We start from the raw sequence: 17,914 nt of genomic DNA on the forward strand, positions 1-17,914 counted from the left end.
TTGCGCGCCGCTCAAATGCGCCAAAGCGAACTAGCGAAGCATTAACGCCGCCGGACCCTGCAGTGGGAACCATGGCCCGTGCTCACTTCCGTTTGACCATCGCCGACGAAAATCCACCGGTTTCAGCGGAACGTCCGGCGTCTTCGGCGTTTAGCCCCCGTCAACAAAACGGGAGCCAAACAATCATGAACGTCAAACTTCTCGGAGCCACGGCGATTGCGGCGACCCTGGTGGCAGGCTCTGCCATGGCGCAGACCGCGATCACCAACCCCGGCCGTTGCGCCGCGCAATTCCCCAACGCCAACTGCCAGAACGTCGGACCGGGAAATCCGTACACCGACAGTGGCTATCGGCATCGTCGCGTGTCGTACCGCCACACCAACAACGGCGACTGGAATAACGACTGGAACAGGAGCCGCACCGGCTTCTGGCCGACCGACGTCGCCGCTGGCGCGGTCGGAGCAGCCGCTGGCGTAGCCGGCGCAGCCATCGGGACTGCGGGCGCAATCGCAACCGCCCCGTTCCGTGCCACGAACGACGCCTACGCCTACGACAATGGTTGGGATAATTCGTGGAATAATTCTTGGGACAACCGCGGCTGGGACACCCGCACCTACGCCCAGCGCAACGGCTTCGTCTGCACGCCCGGCACCTGGTTCAAGGGCCAAGACGGGCGCCCGCACATCTGCCAGTAACGCGGTTTGAACCGAACGCGACAGATCAGGCGGCCCTCGGGGCCGCCTGATTCATGTCTGCATCGGGGATCGCGGGTTCTGGCACTTTCCGGTCAAGTCTGGTATTGCGGCGCGCACGGGCGGAGGGCTCCGGCGTACGCTGGCCCTGCCCCGCTTCTCCAGCGTGCCGGCTTAGCTCAGCGGTAGAGCAGCGGTTTTGTAAACCGAAGGTCGGGGGTTCAATCCCCTCAGCCGGCACCATCGATTTAGCCGACACCGCGGCCTGATAGATCGGGGCACTCCTCCCCCGGACGGCCAAGGTCTCTTGAACGTCTTCAGGACGCTAACGACGGCGAGAATCGATTTCCGACGCAATCACGTCAGAGCTTTCCGAGCGACCGTTACACTCAACTCGAGCAGCGGGTGCTTCTCGTTCCTGACTGTAATAAAGACCTGCGTCCCCTTTGCCGACGCGACGTCTCGGGCAATCGAGGTCGCCATGGCGATCGCCTCTCTTTCGGCGGCTTCCGGGCCGGGCAAATCCACCCCGTCCTCGTCGACCGCAGCGAAAAAGTCGTCCTTGATGTCGAAGTAGAACTTCATGGCTCAGAGCGACGGATTGAGATGAAGGTAAAGCACGTCGAAGTCTGCAATTTGACGCAGCCTGGCTTCATCAAGGATCGATATTCTTCCCCGCTCCAGGTCCAACACGCGCTGAGCACGCAGCTGTTGAACGACTCGATTCATGTGAACCACGCTCGTGCCAACGGCGTCGGCGAGGAGTGCCTGAGAGGCCGGAAAATCGAAGGACAGGCCGTCCGCTCGGCCGATCGCCTTCAATCTGGTGTAAAGCTCAAGCACGAGGTGCGCCACGCGGCTTGTGGCTTCGCGTTGACCAACGTTGCAAATCCACTCCCGGAAGATCGCGGCGTCGGTCAGTGTATCGCGCCAAAGCGCTTGCGCCACGTTGGGCCGCTTTCCTATCAGTGAGCGCACGGCTGCATGGGGAATGAAGCCGAGAACGCTATCGCCAAGCGTGCTGACGTCATGGTCCATCACATGGAGAAAAAGACCCTGCAGATCGGGAATGTCGCCGGGTTGGTGAAAAGCCATGATTTGGCGGTGGCCATTGCCGACGATCTTTGATCTCAGGATAAAGCCATCAACGACAAGGCAGCATGCCGAAGGCCGATCTCCGAGAGAAACGACCGGTTGACCGCCAGCCATCCGCTTCACCGTGATTGGCAGATTGCGGATGGCGACCTCATCCTCTTCGTCAATTTCGGTGCTGACCCGCAACCGCTTCAAGAAAGGTTCGAAAATTTCCGCGTTATTCATCGTTAGCTCCGGTCGGCAAACGAGTTTTTGTCACGTTCGTTCCAACCGGGACCGCTAGCTATTGTCTCACGCGAAGCAGAGGGACTGCGGCTAATTCCAACCCTCGGCGGAACCACACGGGAACGGCGTCAATTCGTCTTGCCGCGAAGCCTTGGCGGCGCGAAATTTGAGGCGCAACGCTCACTTCGAATGCTTCGGTGCGCTGCTTTGCTGGAAGTGCTCAGCCTCTGATATTTCCACCCAGGCATGTTTCGACTGTTCGAAAACCGAGCGGATGGGCGCCGGGTAGTTCGGAACCGCGATCGCGCCCACGGCAACGCCGATCATCGCAGGCAGATTGTCCGCCTTCCAATAGACCGTCGAACCGCACTCGGGGCAAAAATAGCTGCGAACCTTGCCGCCGCTTGCGGCTGTCCGGACGTATTCCTTCGACGTCCCCGAAATCGTGACCGCCTCCGCCGGATAGAACGCACCGACCCCGAACGGCGCGCCGGTTCGACGCTGGCAGTCAATGCAGTGGCAGGCGACGACGAGGCTGGAAGGTCCGGGAAGCGACAGCGCCAGAGCGCCGCAACGACATCTCGCGCTGATCATCGAAACTCCTTCCTCCTCAGTTGGCTGACGGGTTCTGTCGCTCGGCTGGAGCGCGGGCGATCCAGGACGGACCCTCACTCCTTCGCAACCTCGAACGCCAGCAGTGCGTTGCCGGCGACGCCGCCCCACTGTCCGTAGCCGGAATTGGTGTACAGCATTCCGCCAGCGATGATCGGCCCGGGGCCGTCGATCGCGCCGCCATGAGCAGCCGCGCCGTTCACCGTCGTATAGTCTCGCGCCGTGTCGTATTCCCACAACAGCTTTCCGTCGGCTGTCGCGTAGGCGCGCAGGAAGCCGCTGACGCCGCCGGAAAACACGACGCCGGGGATCAGGCTCACGGCAGCCGACAGCGCAGGGCTGCATTGGAGGCGATCGCCACAGGCGACGGGAGATACTTCCATTGCAATTTTTCCACTGGCGAGGTCGAGGCCGAACAGACCTCCGCCTTGGGTGGAATCGAGCCGCCGCGTACCATCGCGCAGGAACCGCACGTCGGAGTTAGCGACATAGATGCGATCCTGATCGGCGGCCGAGCCCCACTCGCTGCCGCCGAGCGCACCGCCCTTCCCGATCCGCGTCTGCCACAGAATCTTGCCGCCATCATCAGGATCAAGCGCGTGCACGACGCCGGACTTCTGCGCGATGGCGAGAACGCGCCTGCCATCGCGCAAGGTCACGAGAATCGGCGACTGGCCAAAATCGTGGTCGGGTCCGTGATCTTCAGGACAATTGGTCTTGTCCGCGCCGAAGCACGCGACAATGAAGGCGTCGCTCGGGGTCGCCTGCTGCTTCCAGAGCAGCTTACCGGTCGCAAGCTCGAAAGCGAGGACCGCATCGGCGGTTGCGGCCGGCGGATTCGAATAGGAATTGCTGGTCGCGACGTAGACGGCGTTGCGTTTCGGATCAATCGTCGGTGCCGACCACACCGCCGCGCCGGACGGGCCGAACAGCTGCGTGCCTCTTGCATTCTTGCCGGTCGGGTGCGGCACCTCCGGAATCGTGTAGGCCTGCCACACCTGCTTGCCGGTCACGGCCTCGAGCGCGACCACGCTGCCGCGGAAAGTACAGCATTCGTAACTGGCCTGCGAACCGGCGGCCTCCTCGAGCGAGGAGACCGGGACGTAGAGCACGCCGGAATGTAGCGTCGGCGCTCCGGTGATGCGCGCTGCCGGATGCTCCTCGATCTTCGTCTTCCAGATCAGCGCGCCAGTCAGTGCGTTCACCGCATAGGCATTGGCGCGCAAGTCACCGAAGAAGATCGCGAACCGATCGGTGCCGGGAAGCGGCCCGAAGCTGATCGCCGCGCGCACCGCGGCATCAGTCGGCAGCGTCCACAGCGTGCAGCCGCTTCGCGCATCGAGCGCGTGCACCTTGCGGTCAGTACCGCCGATGAACAGCAGACCGCCCACAATCGTCGGCGGCGCAAACGACACCGAGGCGCCGGGAAAGGCATAAGCCCATTTCAGCCGCAGGCGCGGCACCTCTTCCGCGGTCAGCCCGGCCATGCCGGCCGGCTGGAAGCGGCTGTTGCCAGCGTCGACACCCCACCCATTCCAGCGCGGACCATCGAGCGGCTGCGGGAAGAAGTTGAGCTGCTGCGTGCAGCGTCCCTCCGCATCGACTGCATGGTCCCCCACCGCGGCCTTTCCGGTGACGAAGGCAGCAATCGCGCGCCGTTCCGATTCACTGCGGTCCTTCGCAATCGCCGCCATGCTGCCGGAAGTCAGCGTTCCCAGCACATGATCTAACGACATCCCCAGCATGGCTCCGCGGCTCGGCACACGGCTCTGGCCATCGCCGCCATCGTGACATTGCGCGCAGTGGCTTGCGTAGAGCGCAGCGCCGTCCTGCTGCGCCAGCGCGGGCGCGCAGCACCAGACCAGGAAGGCGACGACCACGACACTCGGTCTCATGGCGTGCTCCGGCATCGTCACCGCAATGCGAGACGGCATCGTGCAACCAAAAGTATAGCGCGACGGCAATCACTGACGCAACGGACGTTCCGCTCGCGTCCGTCATATCCCAGGGGCAGTGAGGACACGATCGGGCAGTTCATCCAGCGCCCACAGCCCGAGGCTCTTGTCGCGCCAGCCGCCACCGCCCTCCTCGCAACGCTCGTTGATCAGCGCGCGCGGTGCCGGCCAGTCGAACGGCGCCTTCTCCATGTTCAGCGCCCGCCAGTCGCCGTCCTCGCAATCGCGATTGCCTTCCCACTTGGGAAATGTCGTGACCAGCAGGAAATGCGCGCCGCTGGCGCGAAAGTTCGCGACGGCGCGGACGATATTACGGAAACTCAAATGCACCAGGCAGTCCCGGCACAGAACGACATCCGCGCGCGGCAGTGCATCGCGCGTGATGTCGGCAACGAGAAACCGGCCCGACAACTCGCCGCCAGCCACGCGCTGGCGATTGGCCGCGATCAGCGACGGCACGATGTCGATGCCGGTGTAGTCGAGATCCAGCTTGATGCGGCCGATCCAGCCCGCATCGCCGCAGGGCGCATCGAGCAGCGAGTGCGCGCCAAGCCGTTGCAGCAGTGGAGGAAGCATCTCGCGGACCGCAGCGGTCGCGGGATCCTCCGAGCCGAGGCCCGACACCGAACTGGCCGCGCCCCACAGGTTTGTCCGCTCGATCCGCGCGAACCGCGCGGCGAGGTCGAGGCCCGCGAAATTGTTGCGGTCGGCGGCGAACCGCTCATGGGCGAGCACGGGTGGACGCTTGGAGATCATCGGGTGGACCTCAAATCAAGAATCCGTCGCGAACACACTAGCAGTTCAACTGCGCGTTCGAAATCGCCGGCCTCGTCCCTCAAGCCGGCTTCTGCCACTCCATGATGTGGAAAAATGGCACCCGGCGATGACGGGCAATTCTGTCGGGATCACCGCCCGTAGGCTGCGGCTCAGCGAACAGGCGCAATTGGAGTCCGTGATCGAGCAGCAGCGTCATGTAGGTGCTGAGCGGACGATGCCAGTTCTGAACTCGGATGCCGCGCCAAGTCACCCAGGTCGTCCGCTCGTCCATGTAATGATCGATGGTGAAGCGCAGGGCGCCATCAGCGTCACGCGTCCAGCCGTCGGGCGGACCGGCCGTGTTGAAGCTGGTGAGGTTCGCGATCAGCAGCGTACCACCCGGCCGCAGCGCTGCCACCATCTTCACGATAGCTCCAGCCAGATCGGGCATGTCGATCAGGCTGAGATAGCTCACGACGAGGTCATAGGAGGCATCCACCTCCATTGTCTCGGCTCGGCCGAGCCGGTAGTCGCCGTGCGGGTCCAACTCCATGGCACGCGCGAGCAGCGCTTCGGTCGGATCGACGCCAGTGGTACGGATGCCGGCGCGCTGCATGATCCGACAGAAGCGTCCCTCCCCGCAGCCGACGTCGAGGGCATTGCGGAAGCCTCGCCCTTCGATCCGCGCCCGCATCGGCGCGTCCAGCACGAAGCGGCGGCCATAGTCGCCGTCCTCGCCCTGCTCGACGATCCAAGCGGCCGCGGACGCGGCCCAGCCGTCGCTGACATCCTCGTTCATGGGTCGACCTTCGGGAATGCATGTTGGCCGCGCTTGTCGCGGGCGCGGCTACTGATCATGGATTGGATCAGAGTTCAACATGAGGTAGATTGCAGCACCGATGCGCCCCACCATCAAAGAGAAGGCCAGGATCGCCGCCGGCGCGGCGGCGGCCGTCGTCATGACGGCCGTGCTGTTCGCATTCGCCATGGGATTTCTGCTGGCGCGATGAGTGCGCACCGGAACCAGTCGCCAGCGTCGTCCGTTGTCGGCCCATGCGGATCAGGGAAGAAAACCGAAACATGTTTCTGCTGGCGACGGTGACGCTGTGCTGTAGCGCCTTGGCTGGAGCAATGGCGCTGTTCGAACCGGCTCCGGCAAAGCAGCAGGCCCAGCGGGCAGTGATCGACGTGACCGCTCCGACGCCGGTTCGGGTGGTCGGGGCCCCGTTCGAGCCCAACCTCAATCCGCGGGAGCGTTAGCGCTCACCCCGGCGAGACGTCGGCGCCCTCCTCGGGACGGCGTTTGGCGCGGGCCAACTCCTCAATGAACGCGATCACCTCCGCCCGTTTGTCGGGCGGCAGCGACAGGAACGCGCGGACGAGCCTCAAGCCCTCGGCTTCGGCTGAATGGTCTGCTTTGGCATCCATTCCCCCACTGTCGGGCGGTCGGGAAAAATATGCAATCCCCACCCAACACCTTCTTGATTCGGCCGGCCAGCTTTGCTGGAATACCCCCAACAAGGGTGCACCATGAAGTGGATCACGGAACGCGACGCGCTGATCGCGCAGACAATGGCTTTCGTCCAATCGGTAACCGGCAAAAGGGATGACTTGCATCCACCGGAGATCCCGATGGCGACAGTGGCCGCGTCGGTGCAGATCGTCCCCGCCAACACCGTTGTCGACACCGAGCCACTTCAGGCCGCTCCGCCGCAGTCTTTACCTCTCCCGCCGCCGCGGGTGGCGAGCCACGACGTCCGCACCGAGATGCAGGCCCGCATCGCCAATTTCCGCAAGCATCAGGAGCGGTTCGAGCGCGAGCGCGAGGAATATTGCGCGGCCACTTTGACCAAACTGCGCGCCGCCATCCGCGACCCCTCCTCCCGTCCACCGGCCGACAAGTAAACCCGGATCTCCCGTCGCTGGCCTAAAGCCAGGACCACACCAGCCAGAGATTGGCCGCGCAGGCGCCGAACAGGGCCAGCGTGAGGGGCAGCAGCATGTGCCCGCAAGAGGTTTTCAGGTCCGTCGTCATGGCCGAAAACATCCGCTGATTCCGCCAAATGAGTCCCGGGGATTCTTTTTTTCGGGATTCAGGACTCGTTAAGGACTCAGGGCCGGGCGCCCCCGATCACGGCCGCGTGATCGACCTGCGACCGGAACCCCTCCCCCGCAAAATCGTTAATGCGCTTTCCGGGAGCGGGAAGAATGCCCTACGCCCTGTTCTGCAACGATGCCCAGATCAGCAAGGCCTATCCTGACGAGTCCGACGTCTGGAGGCTCGCGCAGCGAAGCGGCCTCGTCGTGGACGTATCCGCGGACGACGACCGCCCCGGGCCACGCCGGGTGCTCGACAACGATTACGAGATCAAGCCCTGCCGGGCCGCACAGGGCGAGGACCCGGCCCGGAACAAGGCGGAGGCCGATCGCCAGGCGAGGATGGAGCTCGAGCTGAATTCCTAAAGACGGATCGAAGCTGGGAACAAGAGCTCAGGAAAAGCTCAGGGGGTCGCGGTCGCGAGCGAGGCCTGCTCACCCGCCAGAGCCACACAGGCCTTCCGGCGATGCAGCCCACGGATCGCCCCGGTGACCTTGAGCACCTTGCCGGAGGAGCACGAGGCGTCCTTGACGAAGGCCACCTCATAGGGTGCCAGCATCAAAGGCTCGGATTTGAGGATTGTTTGGGCAGCGCACGGCAAACTGACGAAGCACGAGAGCAGCACTGCCGACACCAAGATACGCATGTCCGTCGTCCCACCAGCCCGGTATTGTCATATAACGCGTTCCGGCGCGCGAGTTCCCTAAGCTGCAAAAATTATTTTTGCTTTACCCGAGCTCCATGACGCGCGTGAGAAAGCGGGCGCCAAAACGTTTGCTTGCAAATGACGCGCCAGATGGTTGACGCAATGCAAACAACAGAAGGCTGGCAACCGGAGCCCGGCAAACGAAAGGCCGGCGGGTGCCGGCCTTTGTCAGATCGTGGTCGCTGGTGGCGCGTCAGTAGCGCGAGGCTGCCGGACCGCCCCAGCCGAAGCGGTAGTTCACACCGACCTTGACGGTATGCTCATCCTCCCGGCCGCGAACGCCGACAACGTCGACCGGACCGGAGGTGATCGTCGTGCTGCCGAAGTTGTAATACTGGTACTCGGCCTTGGCCGACCAATTCGGCGCGAACATGTATTCGAGGCCAGCGCCAACGGTATAGCCGTCCTTGCTGTTGCCGGTGGCGGTGAAGGGCTGCGGGACGCCGGCGACATTGACGCCGAGGCCGCCATTACGCCAGGCATAACCGCCCTTGGCGTAAAGCAGCGCCGGTCCCCAGGTGTAGCCGATGCGACCGGTCACCGAGCCGAGCTGGTCGGTATTGGAGGTCACCTGCGTGCCCAGCGGGAACGTAGCGCCGCCATTGTTGGTCGGCAGCCAGGAATACTGGGCCTCGACACCCATGACCCAATTGGGCGCGAACTGGTAGTCGAAGCCGCCCTGGACACCGCCGAGGAAGCGCGCGTCGCTCGACTGGAAGCTGCTGTCGCCGGCAAAGGCGCCGCCGACATGGCCGCCGATGTAGAAGCCGGTCCAGTTGTAGATCACCTGCGGCGGCGCGTAGGCCGGAGCCTTGGTGTAGGTGCGCGCCTGCATGTCGGCTGCGGCAGCCGGCGCGGCCAGCGCAAGCAGGGCAACTGCACCCAGCAAAATCCTCTTCATGATCATCCCCGTTCTTTCAATTACGACACTCAGGAAACAACGTGGCGTGAATTGGGTTGCTTCGCGGCGATGCCGGAACGTTGATCGTTCGTGACTGTGACGGAGCGGCAACAACGCGATTTTGTTCCGTCCCGCAGGCTCGTGCCGACGGTTTTTTTCGTCGGGGACAAAACCTGCCGTAACGATTAGTCGCAACGCAAAACCACTCCGTTCAAAGCTCCCCGAAATGTGATCCGGCAGCTCCGGCGGGCTTTGTCCTATCACCAAGCGATGAAGGTGGGCTTTGCGCTACCGCGTCATCTTTTCAAGTTCCGGAAAGGGTACGTAAACCGCGCCCGCGCACAGCTCGCTGGCGCGATCGACGACGCGGTCCGCCCGGCCATTGACGAAAATCACGGCGCGTTCCCGCATGGCCTTGTAGCTGCCGTCGGTCTCGCGTGGGGTGAAGTGCAGGCAGCTGACATAGAACTGCCGGCCGCCGACCTCGCGCTGCACCGGCTCGGCCATGCTGGCGTCACGCACGCCAACGGGATTGTTCAGATAGCTGCGCATCAAGGCCAGCGTGTCGCCACGGAAATTATCCGGGAACGGTTGTGGACCTCCGGCCTGAGTCCCGTCCATCAGGGTTGGACGGTCACCATCGCTGCCGAAACATCCGGTGAGCGCCAGCGGCAGTGCCAGCATCAACGCCAAGCTCACTGCGCGTTCCGCTCGTCGCCGCACCACTTACGCTCCGCTCGATCAGTCTCGGAGACGTTCCAGCCCCAAGGTTGCAATGATGCATGTCTACAGGTGTTTTGCCCGACGAGTCAAACGACTTCGTAAAATCCGCAGATGAGCCACCCGTCAAACCATTGATTTATCTACGACCCGCTACTGTGCATGGGGTTGTTTTCGAGGTTTTGTTTGCGGCCGCCAAACCTGGGACGTTGCTCGCGGGCTTCAGCATGGTCGTACCGGCCCGCCGCCAGCACCTCGAGCTTTCGCGCAAGGCGTGACGAACGGGCCGGGCCTGAATTCCTCACGCGGCGGCTGGGGCAATGCTAAGGACGCCGCCGCGCGGGATCAGTGGTTAGCTGCGCTTGTCCATCGTCGCCGGCTTGGTCACGTCCGGCTGCGTCGTCAGCGACTTCTTCGCCGACAGATGCTTGTGGTGGTGGCGATGCGTGCGCACGGACTTGTGCGCGTCCGGTGTGACCGCGGCGTTGGCGTTCATCGCCTTCGACTTCGCGTCCACCTTGGCGTCGGCCTTGACGTCCGAAGCCTTGACGTCTGAAGCCTTGACGTTGGCCTTGAGGCCGGCGTCGGGTTTCGCCGCGGTGGTCGACACCTTGGTCTGGCTCTGGTCCGCCTTGATCACCGGCGTGGTCGTGGTGGTCTTGCCGGCCTCGGCTGCGAAGGCCGGGGCTGCGATCACGGAAGCTGCGAGCAAGGCTGCGGAAATGGTCTTCAACATGGTTGGTCTCCTCTTGGAAGGATCTTGAGGCGGGCGCCCTCTCGCCAACCCTTTGATCGTAGGTTGGAGGCTAGGGGGCACGCACTGAACCCAATCTGAAGCCCGCCGCAGGCTCCCGTTCATCTGGATGACAAGTTTGTCATCCGCCCGCAGGGCGAATAGGCCAGGATGCCGGGAATGTTTTTGCCTGACGGGTGTTCCGGTCTTTGGGCAATCGTGTAGGATCGCCACGTTCCATACCGGAGAACTTCGATGCGCAAACTCTCAACGCTTCTTGTGCCGGGACTTGTCGCCATGACATTGGCGGCCGGGCCGGCTCTGACCAGCGCCTATGCCGCAGGTGGCGACTCCCCTTCGCCGCCGCCGGCGTCGGACACCTCGACCAAAAAGGGCAAGAAGAAGAGCTCCTCCGTCAGCGATCCGAAATTCCTTGCTGCCTATCGCACCGCCTACACCACGATCTACGACAATCACGACTACACCGGCGCGATCGACCAGCTGAAGTCGCTCAAGCGCGACGACGTCGCCGATGTCGCCAATCTGATCGGCTACTCCTATCGCAAGCTCGGCGATTACCAGTCGTCGAAGATCTATTACGAGCTGGCGCTGAAAGACGATCCGAACCACGTCCGCACCTGGCAGTACTATGGCCTCTGGCAGCTCGAGCAGGGCAACCGCGAGCAGGCGCAGTATCATCTCAACAAGCTCGCCTCGCTCGCCGGCACCGACAGCTCCGAGTATCGCTCGCTCGCCGCCGCGCTCGACAAGCCGACCGGGGCAACCCTCGTTTATTAAGAACATCGCATCTCCGAATGAGACGAACGGGCACAACCGCAGGGTTGTGCCCGTTCTGTGTTCTCGGCTAGCTTGCCCACCAATCCTCTCCTCGCTAATCGGTGCGCAATGGACAAGTGGCTGCGATCCGCGATCGACTACATCGGCTCCTGGATCGAATTCCAGCACACCACAATCCAGCAGCCTGGCGTCGTCATCGCATTCGCCCATCGCGGCGAAACCGTCGCCGAGCACGCATTCGGCCTCGCCAATCTCGACACCGGCGAGAAGCTCACCCCGCGCCACCGCTTCCGCATCGCCTCGCACTCGAAGAGCTTTACCTCGGCCGGCATCATGAAGCTGCGCGAGCAGCGCAAGCTCCGGCTCGACGATCCCATTGGTCAATATGTCGCCGGCCTGCATCCGCGCGTCGCGGAAACGACGATTGCGCAAGTGCTCTCGCACAGCGCGGGACTGACGCGCGACGGCGCCGATTCCGGCCAGTTTATCGACAGCCGTCCCTATCTCGACGCGAGCGAGCTGCTCGCGGCATTAAAGCTGCCGACCGCAATCGAGCCGGGCACACGCTTCAAATATTCCAATCACGGCTTTGGGCTGATCGGTCTCGTGATCGAGGCCGTGACGAAGGAGCCTTACCGCGCCTGGATGAAGCGCGAGATCATCGAACCTGCGGGCCTGCGCGAGACCGAGCCGGACGCGCCGCTTCCCAAGGGTGCGCCGTTCGCGCGCGGCCACACCCGCAAGCTGCCCTACGGAGAGCGATGCGTGATCCCCGGCGACAATACCACCCACGCGATGGCCGCCGCCGCCGGCTTCATCGCGACCGCCGCCGATACCGCCCGCTTCTACGCGCAGCTCGCGCCCAATGCGAAGAAGAGCGTGCTATCGGTCGCGAGCCGACGCGAGATGACGCGAAACCATTGGCGCGTGCCGCAAAGCTTCGAGGCCTATTACGGCCTCGGCGTCAACGCCGGCAAAACCGACGGCTGGGATTGGTTCGGCCATGGCGGCGGCTTTCAAGGTTACATCTCCCGGACCTGCTCCATCCCCGCTTGCGAGCTCGCGATCAGCATCCTCAGCAACTCCATCGACGGCGCGGCGCCGTTCTGGATGGATGGCGCGATGCAGATCCTGCGCGTCTTCCAGACCCGTGGCGCACCCGACCGCCGCGTGCGGGACTGGACTGGCCGCTGGTGGACGATCTGGGGCGCGACCGATCTGGTACCCGCGGGCAACCGCGTGCTGGTCGCCAATCCCCAGTTCAACAACCCGTTCATGGACGCCGCCGAGATCGAGGTCACCGGCCGTGACACCGGCAAGCTCGCCTGGGCCGCCGGCTACTCCAGCCACGGCGAGCCGGTGCGCCGCGTCCGCGACAAGCGCGGCAAGGTCAGCGGCGTCTGGATCGCTGGCGCCAATATCAAGCCTGCGGCCGTCGTGGCGCGCGAGATCGCGCGGCGATACAAGCCGCGCAAGCGCCGGCCTACTCCCGAATGAGTGTCTCGACCTCGCTCCGAAGCGCCTGCCGCGAGCCGTCGCGCGAATAGAACATGTGGCCGCCGGGATAGACCACGAACTTGACCCGCTGTGTTGCGAAGGCCGGCAACTGGTCGAGCACCCGCTTCGATCCGAAATAGGGCGTGGCGAGATCGAACAAGCCATGCGCGACCAGCACGTTCAGCTTCGCATCCGTGGCGAGGATCTGGCGCAGCTCGGAGACCGACTGCGGCGGGTTGATGCCGCGGCCGAAATCCCAGTGGCCTTCGACGGCGCCGTTCAACACCTCGTAGGAGCCATCGGGCCGCCAGTTGAGCTTGTGTGTCAACAGGTCAACCGCAGCACTCGTCAGCGGCGCCTGCAGCGCATCGCCGGAGGGATCACCGAACCGCGAGCTGCTCGAATCCGGATAGGGATCGAAGCCGCGCACCGAGGCATCGTAGCGCCCCGTCACCTTGCCGCTCTTGCGGTCGAATTCGCGGCGGAATTCGCCGACGTCTAAGCGGCCGGCAAGCCGGCGGCTCACCGCCTGCTCGATGCCGGTGAGCTCGGCGACCTTATCGGCAAGACGATTGGTCGCCTCCTTGTCCGCCTCGCCCTTGACGAGGTCGGCCAGGAATTCGCCGCGCGCGTAAGCCTCGACCTCGGCGAGATCGGCGCGCTTGACCGGGCCTTTCGCCTCACGCGCGACCGCCACATAGCTCGGCAGCGTCGCGACATATTGCAGGAGGCTGGTGCCGGTGAACTCGCGGAAGTCCAGGAGCGGCGACACCAGGATCAATCCCCTGACCCCGACGCCGTGCTGGAGCTGCAACTGGCGCACCACCTTCGGTCCGCGAATGCCGCCATAGCTTTCGCCGGCAACGTATTTGGGCGAGGTCAGCCGGTCGTGTTTCTCGAGCCAGCGGCGGATCACCAACGCGATCGAATTGACGTCGCCGTCGACGGAGTAGAACGATTTGCGCGCGTCATCGCCGGTCGCGACGAACCGGCTGTAGCCGGTGCTGACGGGGTCGATGAAGACGAGATCGGTGAAATCGAGCCAGGTCTCCGCGTTCGGCTTCACCTCGGGCGAGGCGGACGGAGACAGAGCTTCGCCATCGAGCGGCAGCCGCCACGGCCCCGCCGCGCCAAACTGGAGCCATGCCGAGGACGCGCCGGGCCCGCCGTTGAACAGGAACGTGACGGGGCGCGTCGCACGGTCGGCGCCGTCGAGTTCATAGGATGTATAGGCGATGTCGGCCAGCGGCTCGCCCTTGCCGTCGAACACGCGGATCGATCCAGCGGTCGCTGCGAAATTGAGGGTGCGGCCGGGAAGATCGAGCGTCTGCTTGGTGGTCGAATCCGACGGAAGACGGTGCGGCTCGGCGGATGACGATGAACTCTGCGAAGCGCTTTGTGCGCCGCCGCGTCCGCCCTTCTGTCCGGCTGGCGCCGCCGCCTCGGCGCGCGGCTGCGGCGGATCGTCGGCACGCGCAAATCCGGCGAGCGCGAATGCCGACACCGCCAGCACTAGGGTCGCACGGCGGAGCGCCGGCATATTCGTGGCCATGATCGTTCTCCCTGCCCGGCGACGACCACCGGCGCGGACTGTAAGGCTAGCGCGGAATTGCGACGGTTTGGGGGATCATGGCTCCGGTGGTGCCCGAAGAGCCCGGTTGGGCACAAATCGAGCCGGTTTCGTCCTCAAATCGGAATGGGCAGTTGCCGGTCTCGTTTGAAGGGCGGTCATCCTCGACAATCGAGGTCGACATCGTTAGACGAGCCCGGCGGAACTTTCTCCAGCCAGCGGCCCTGCCCGGAAGCCATGACCAAGCCAGCGCGATACGACCGGATCGCCTTCGTCGCCAGCCCGAGCAGCGAGGCGCAAGCCGCCTTCGGCCAGCTCACCAGCGAATTCGGCAATTGCGATCCGAAGGAGGCCGACATCGTGGTCGCACTCGGCGGCGACGGTCTCATGCTCCAGACGCTGCATCAGCACATGCATACGGGCAAGCCGATCTACGGCATGCACCGCGGCACCGTCGGCTTCCTGATGAACGAGTACTCGACCGTCGATCTTCGAGCCCGTCTCGAGGCAGCGCAGGAATCCGAAATCCACCCCCTCCTGATGCGCGCGACCGACGCCAACGACCGCGTCCACCTGCATCACGCCATCAACGAGGTCGCCCTGTTCCGGCAGACCTACCAGGCCGCGCGCCTGCGGATCCTGATCGACGAGCGCGAGCGCATGTCCGAGCTGATCGCCGACGGCATCATGGTGGCAACGCCGGCCGGCTCGACCGCCTACAATCTGTCCGCCCAGGGACCGATCCTGCCGATCAACGCCGCGCTCCTCGCGCTAACGCCGATCAGCGCCTTCCGTCCACGACGCTGGCGCGGCGCGCTGCTGCCGAACACGGCTTATGTCGTGATTGAGGTGCTGGAGGGCGACAAACGCCCCGTGGCGGCGGTCGCCGACCACGACGAGGTGCGCGATGTTCGCCGCGTCGAGGTGCTGTCCGACAAGACCATCTCGATGCGCATGCTGTTCGACCCCGGTCACAGCCTGGAAGAGCGCATTCTGCGCGAGCAGTTCGGCTCCTGAGCCGCCTCGCCGGACTGCCGATCGCAACCCTTCATTAACCCCCGGCGAGATATGGTTAACGAAAGTTGACCGCTCCGGCCCGGGCTCCATGTTCCGCATCGATTTCAACAAGCTGCGTTTCCTCGTCTGCGACGACAATCCGCACATGCGCCGCATCCTGCGGACGCTGCTGCATTCCTTTGGCGCGCGCGAAGTCTACGAGGCCGAGGACGGCGCCACGGCGCTGGAAATGTACAGCCATTACGTGCCCGACATCGTCATCACAGACTGGGCCATGCCGATCTTCGACGGGCTCGAGCTGGCGCAGATGATCCGGCAGCCGGAATCCAAGGGCAATCCTTACGCGCCGATCATCATGCTGACCGGCCATTCCGAGAAGCGCCGCGTCACGGTGGCGCGCGATGCCGGCGTCACCGAATTCCTGGCCAAGCCTATCTCGGCCAAGGGGCTCTACCAGCGCATCCTCAACGTGGTCGCCAGTCCCCGCCCCTTCATCAAGACCAAGACCTATTTCGGCCCGGACCGGCGCCGCAACATCAACTCCGCCTATATGGGCCCCGAGCGCCGCGTCGGCGAAAAGCACGAGGTGCTGCAGCAGCCCTCGCTGCTCGACAAGGCCCGCTCCTCCATCTAGCGCAACGTCTCTCACGATCGAGGCCGATATCATGGCGAAGAACAGCGCAAGAGACATCGAGATCACGGCCTTCGCCACGCATCAAATCATCACGCAGCCCAACCCGCTGCGGGCGGTCCTGCGCCGCGTCGAAGAGAAGGACATGGACGATCCGGTCGGCCGCGCCGAACAGGCGCTCGCCGGCCTCGCCGGCGAGTTCAAGGACTGGATGGCGACCGAGATCAACCGGCTGTCGGCGGCCTACGTCGCCATCCGGCACGATGGCTTCACCAAGGACAGGCGCGACGAGTTGTTTCGCGCCGCGCACGACATCAAGGGCGATGCCGCGACTTTCGGCTATCCGGCGGCGGCGGGCGTAGCCGAGAGCCTGTGCCGCGTCATCGAGCACGCGCCCGATCTCGAAAAGGTGCCGGCCGAGCTGTTCACGCACCACATCAACGCCATCCTCGCCATCGTGCACGAGAACACCAAGCTCGACACCATCAGCGTCTCCGCCGAGCTCAGCCGGCGCCTGCGCAAGGTCGCCGACGATTATCTCGCCGACGCCAACCGCGATCGACCAGAGCATCTCGAGGTGATCCTGGCGCCGAGCATCGCGCCGGCCGGGTAGCTCTTTCCTGTCGTCATTGCGAGCGCAGCGAAGCATCCAGACTGTCCCCGCGGTGGGATTCTGGATTGCTTCGCTGCGCTCGCAATGACGGAGTGTGGGGTCGGCCTTGAACTACGCCGCAATCAGATCGTCGTAGACCGGATCAACCGCCTCCTCCGCCACCAGCTCGTCGCAGAACAGCCTTGCCTCTTCGCGCGCGGATTCGGTGGCGAAACGGCGCAGCAAGACCATCAGCGGCTCGGTCGCGCCGCGATCGGTCTCGCAATGGGTGAGCACGCGCTCGACCATGCGGCGGCGCAGCCGCGCCGCATTGTCGTCGCTGTCGACGAAGCCCTGCTCGTGGCAGGCATCGAGCGCGACCTGGAAGGCTGCAAACGTCGCCTCGGGAAGCCCGGCGCGGCGAAGCAGCGCGTGCAGGCTGTTGCCGCCGCGATCGTGCAGCAGCGCGGACACGCGCGCCTGCGGCAGCTCGGCAAGCTCAGCCAGCGCCGCATCGAACAGGTCGAGATTGCTCGACAGCAGCGCGCGCAGAATGAGACCCGCGGTGAGCTGGCCGGTGATGCGCAGGTGCCGAACAAGACCTTCAATGTCTTCGCCGCGGGAGCGCGCCGCGATGTTCATGGTGGAGCGGTCGCGCGCCTCGGTCGCGATGCGCTCGGCGCGGTCGGCAGTCAGCCAGTTCCGGGCCACGACGAATTGAGCCAGCGTCTCCGAGAGTTTTGCCACCAGCGCGGCGCGCGTTGCGGACGGCAGATCCTCCAGCACCAGCATCGCCTCGCGGATCGCGGCGAGATGGCCGTGACGTTCGACGATGCGATCCCAGGAGAACGGCGCAAGCTCGGCATGAGGATTTTCGATCAGCTCGAGCGCTGCCGCCGCGCAGCCGACTTCGGCAATGGCAGCGCAGACCGATACCGGCAGCGCGATGCGGCGGGCGACCGCGCACTGCACCTCCTCGTTGCCGGTCGCGACGATGTCGACCAGATCGGCGTCGATCAGCAGCGGAGAATGTTCGAGCACGGGCAACGCGACGGTCGGCTGGTCCGCCGACAGCGCCCGCACGATCGACGCCGGCGCCTCAGTACTGCGCGCAAACGCCTCGGCCATCGCCTGCCGCACCAGCGGCGAGGGATCGTCGAGCAGCATCAGAAGCGCGCCTTCGGCGGCAATACGGTCGTCATGGGAAAGGTCTGAGATCAGCCAGGCCCGGGCCAGCGCCCGCGTTGCCTCGGCCCGCTCACCAGCGGGCGCCGTCCTGATCCAATTGATGAACTGCCGAACGATCATGGTGCTTC

22 protein-coding genes and 1 tRNA gene are annotated in these 17,914 nt (G+C 64.5%); 10 read left to right on the top strand and 13 right to left on the bottom strand.

Annotated features, from left to right (window positions below; translation table 11 throughout):
• The first annotated feature begins 185 nt into the window (after positions 1-185).
• Together BRA471DRAFT_RS23510 and BRA471DRAFT_RS23515 are read left to right on the top strand one after the other, a co-directional pair.
• Complete coding sequence (locus BRA471DRAFT_RS23510) at positions 186-695, top strand: hypothetical protein (protein ID WP_007611717.1); 510 nt, start codon at positions 186-188, stop codon at positions 693-695.
• A gap of 165 nt (positions 696-860) precedes the next feature.
• Positions 861-935 (top strand) — tRNA-Thr (locus BRA471DRAFT_RS23515).
• Positions 936-1,049: 114 nt separating this feature from the next.
• On the opposite strand, the gene BRA471DRAFT_RS23520 is transcribed toward BRA471DRAFT_RS23515, so the two are convergent.
• From BRA471DRAFT_RS23520 to BRA471DRAFT_RS23545, 6 genes are all read right to left on the bottom strand, one after another.
• Positions 1,050-1,277 (bottom strand): hypothetical protein, encoded by a 228-nt coding sequence (locus BRA471DRAFT_RS23520; RefSeq protein WP_007611719.1) that lies wholly within the window; start codon positions 1,275-1,277, stop codon positions 1,050-1,052.
• A 3-nt stretch (positions 1,278-1,280) separates the two neighbouring features.
• The gene (locus BRA471DRAFT_RS23525) at positions 1,281-2,012 is read right to left on the bottom strand and encodes a Crp/Fnr family transcriptional regulator (protein WP_007611721.1); all 732 of its coding nucleotides are present in this window, start codon (positions 2,010-2,012) and stop codon (positions 1,281-1,283) included.
• Positions 2,013-2,192: 180 nt separating this feature from the next.
• Positions 2,193-2,606, bottom strand: a complete 414-nt coding sequence (locus BRA471DRAFT_RS23530) for a GFA family protein (protein ID WP_007611723.1) — start codon at positions 2,604-2,606, stop codon at positions 2,193-2,195.
• A 74-nt stretch (positions 2,607-2,680) separates the two neighbouring features.
• A complete protein-coding gene (locus BRA471DRAFT_RS23535) occupies positions 2,681-4,519 on the bottom strand; it encodes a PQQ-binding-like beta-propeller repeat protein (protein WP_007611725.1) in 1,839 nt (612 codons plus the stop codon).
• A 102-nt stretch (positions 4,520-4,621) separates the two neighbouring features.
• Positions 4,622-5,335, bottom strand: a complete 714-nt coding sequence (locus BRA471DRAFT_RS23540) for a class I SAM-dependent methyltransferase (RefSeq protein WP_007611726.1) — start codon at positions 5,333-5,335, stop codon at positions 4,622-4,624.
• A 79-nt stretch (positions 5,336-5,414) separates the two neighbouring features.
• A complete protein-coding gene (locus tag BRA471DRAFT_RS23545) occupies positions 5,415-6,134 on the bottom strand; it encodes a bifunctional 2-polyprenyl-6-hydroxyphenol methylase/3-demethylubiquinol 3-O-methyltransferase UbiG (protein ID WP_007611728.1) in 720 nt (239 codons plus the stop codon).
• A gap of 281 nt (positions 6,135-6,415) precedes the next feature.
• Between BRA471DRAFT_RS23545 and BRA471DRAFT_RS23550 the strand changes: the two genes are divergently transcribed.
• Positions 6,416-6,595: a hypothetical protein gene (locus BRA471DRAFT_RS23550; RefSeq protein ID WP_156527113.1), complete on the top strand. Its 180-nt coding sequence runs from the start codon at positions 6,416-6,418 to the stop codon at positions 6,593-6,595.
• A gap of 3 nt (positions 6,596-6,598) precedes the next feature.
• Here BRA471DRAFT_RS23550 and BRA471DRAFT_RS39055 read toward each other — a convergent pair whose 3' ends face one another.
• Complete coding sequence (locus BRA471DRAFT_RS39055) at positions 6,599-6,763, bottom strand: hypothetical protein (RefSeq protein ID WP_198287837.1); 165 nt, start codon at positions 6,761-6,763, stop codon at positions 6,599-6,601.
• A 102-nt stretch (positions 6,764-6,865) separates the two neighbouring features.
• Between BRA471DRAFT_RS39055 and BRA471DRAFT_RS23555 the strand changes: the two genes are divergently transcribed.
• Together BRA471DRAFT_RS23555 and BRA471DRAFT_RS23560 are read left to right on the top strand one after the other, a co-directional pair.
• Positions 6,866-7,240 carry a hypothetical protein gene (locus BRA471DRAFT_RS23555; RefSeq protein WP_007611731.1) on the top strand — a complete coding sequence of 125 codons (375 nt, stop codon included), beginning with the start codon at positions 6,866-6,868 and terminating at the stop codon, positions 7,238-7,240.
• A 303-nt stretch (positions 7,241-7,543) separates the two neighbouring features.
• Positions 7,544-7,798, top strand: a complete 255-nt coding sequence (locus BRA471DRAFT_RS23560; protein WP_007611733.1) for a hypothetical protein — start codon at positions 7,544-7,546, stop codon at positions 7,796-7,798.
• Between the two features lie 38 nt (positions 7,799-7,836).
• Here the strand turns inward: BRA471DRAFT_RS23560 and BRA471DRAFT_RS40420 are convergent, their stop codons facing one another.
• The 4 genes from BRA471DRAFT_RS40420 to BRA471DRAFT_RS39060 form a co-directional block, all read right to left on the bottom strand.
• The gene (locus BRA471DRAFT_RS40420) at positions 7,837-8,079 is read right to left on the bottom strand and encodes a hypothetical protein (RefSeq protein WP_007611734.1); all 243 of its coding nucleotides are present in this window, start codon (positions 8,077-8,079) and stop codon (positions 7,837-7,839) included.
• Positions 8,080-8,332: 253 nt separating this feature from the next.
• The gene (locus BRA471DRAFT_RS23570; protein ID WP_007611739.1) at positions 8,333-9,040 is read right to left on the bottom strand and encodes an outer membrane protein; all 708 of its coding nucleotides are present in this window, start codon (positions 9,038-9,040) and stop codon (positions 8,333-8,335) included.
• 288 nt (positions 9,041-9,328) lie between these two features.
• Entirely contained in the window at positions 9,329-9,724 is a 396-nt protein-coding gene (locus tag BRA471DRAFT_RS23575; protein WP_007602657.1) for a hypothetical protein, read from the bottom strand.
• 388 nt (positions 9,725-10,112) lie between these two features.
• The gene (locus tag BRA471DRAFT_RS39060; protein WP_007611740.1) at positions 10,113-10,496 is read right to left on the bottom strand and encodes a His-rich protein BRANT; all 384 of its coding nucleotides are present in this window, start codon (positions 10,494-10,496) and stop codon (positions 10,113-10,115) included.
• A gap of 252 nt (positions 10,497-10,748) precedes the next feature.
• On the opposite strand from BRA471DRAFT_RS39060, the gene BRA471DRAFT_RS23585 reads away from it, so the two are divergent.
• Positions 10,749-11,291: a tetratricopeptide repeat protein gene (locus BRA471DRAFT_RS23585; protein WP_007611741.1), complete on the top strand. Its 543-nt coding sequence runs from the start codon at positions 10,749-10,751 to the stop codon at positions 11,289-11,291.
• Between the two features lie 108 nt (positions 11,292-11,399).
• Positions 11,400-12,788, top strand: coding sequence for a serine hydrolase (locus BRA471DRAFT_RS23590; protein ID WP_007611742.1), 1,389 nt, complete (start codon positions 11,400-11,402; stop codon positions 12,786-12,788).
• Here BRA471DRAFT_RS23590 and BRA471DRAFT_RS23595 read toward each other — a convergent pair.
• On the bottom strand, positions 12,775-14,340 hold the full coding sequence (locus BRA471DRAFT_RS23595) for a S10 family peptidase (protein ID WP_007611743.1): 1,566 nt from the start codon (positions 14,338-14,340) through the stop codon (positions 12,775-12,777). The two genes, BRA471DRAFT_RS23590 and BRA471DRAFT_RS23595, sit on opposite strands and share 14 nt — an antisense overlap.
• Positions 14,341-14,595: 255 nt before the next feature.
• On the opposite strand from BRA471DRAFT_RS23595, the gene BRA471DRAFT_RS23600 reads away from it, so the two are divergent.
• From BRA471DRAFT_RS23600 to BRA471DRAFT_RS23610, 3 genes are all read left to right on the top strand, one after another.
• A complete protein-coding gene (locus tag BRA471DRAFT_RS23600; protein WP_007611744.1) occupies positions 14,596-15,375 on the top strand; it encodes an NAD kinase in 780 nt (259 codons plus the stop codon).
• A gap of 88 nt (positions 15,376-15,463) precedes the next feature.
• Positions 15,464-16,009 (top strand): response regulator, encoded by a 546-nt coding sequence (locus tag BRA471DRAFT_RS23605; RefSeq protein WP_007611745.1) that lies wholly within the window; start codon positions 15,464-15,466, stop codon positions 16,007-16,009.
• A gap of 31 nt (positions 16,010-16,040) precedes the next feature.
• Positions 16,041-16,619: an Hpt domain-containing protein gene (locus BRA471DRAFT_RS23610; protein WP_007611746.1), complete on the top strand. Its 579-nt coding sequence runs from the start codon at positions 16,041-16,043 to the stop codon at positions 16,617-16,619.
• Between the two features lie 111 nt (positions 16,620-16,730).
• On the opposite strand, the gene BRA471DRAFT_RS23615 is transcribed toward BRA471DRAFT_RS23610, so the two are convergent.
• The gene (locus BRA471DRAFT_RS23615; protein WP_007611747.1) at positions 16,731-17,906 is read right to left on the bottom strand and encodes a DUF2336 domain-containing protein; all 1,176 of its coding nucleotides are present in this window, start codon (positions 17,904-17,906) and stop codon (positions 16,731-16,733) included.
• Positions 17,907-17,914: the final 8 nt, after the last annotated feature.

Origin of the sequence: Bradyrhizobium sp. WSM471 (assembly GCF_000244915.1) — a bacterium.
Classification (GTDB): domain Bacteria; phylum Pseudomonadota; class Alphaproteobacteria; order Rhizobiales; family Xanthobacteraceae; genus Bradyrhizobium.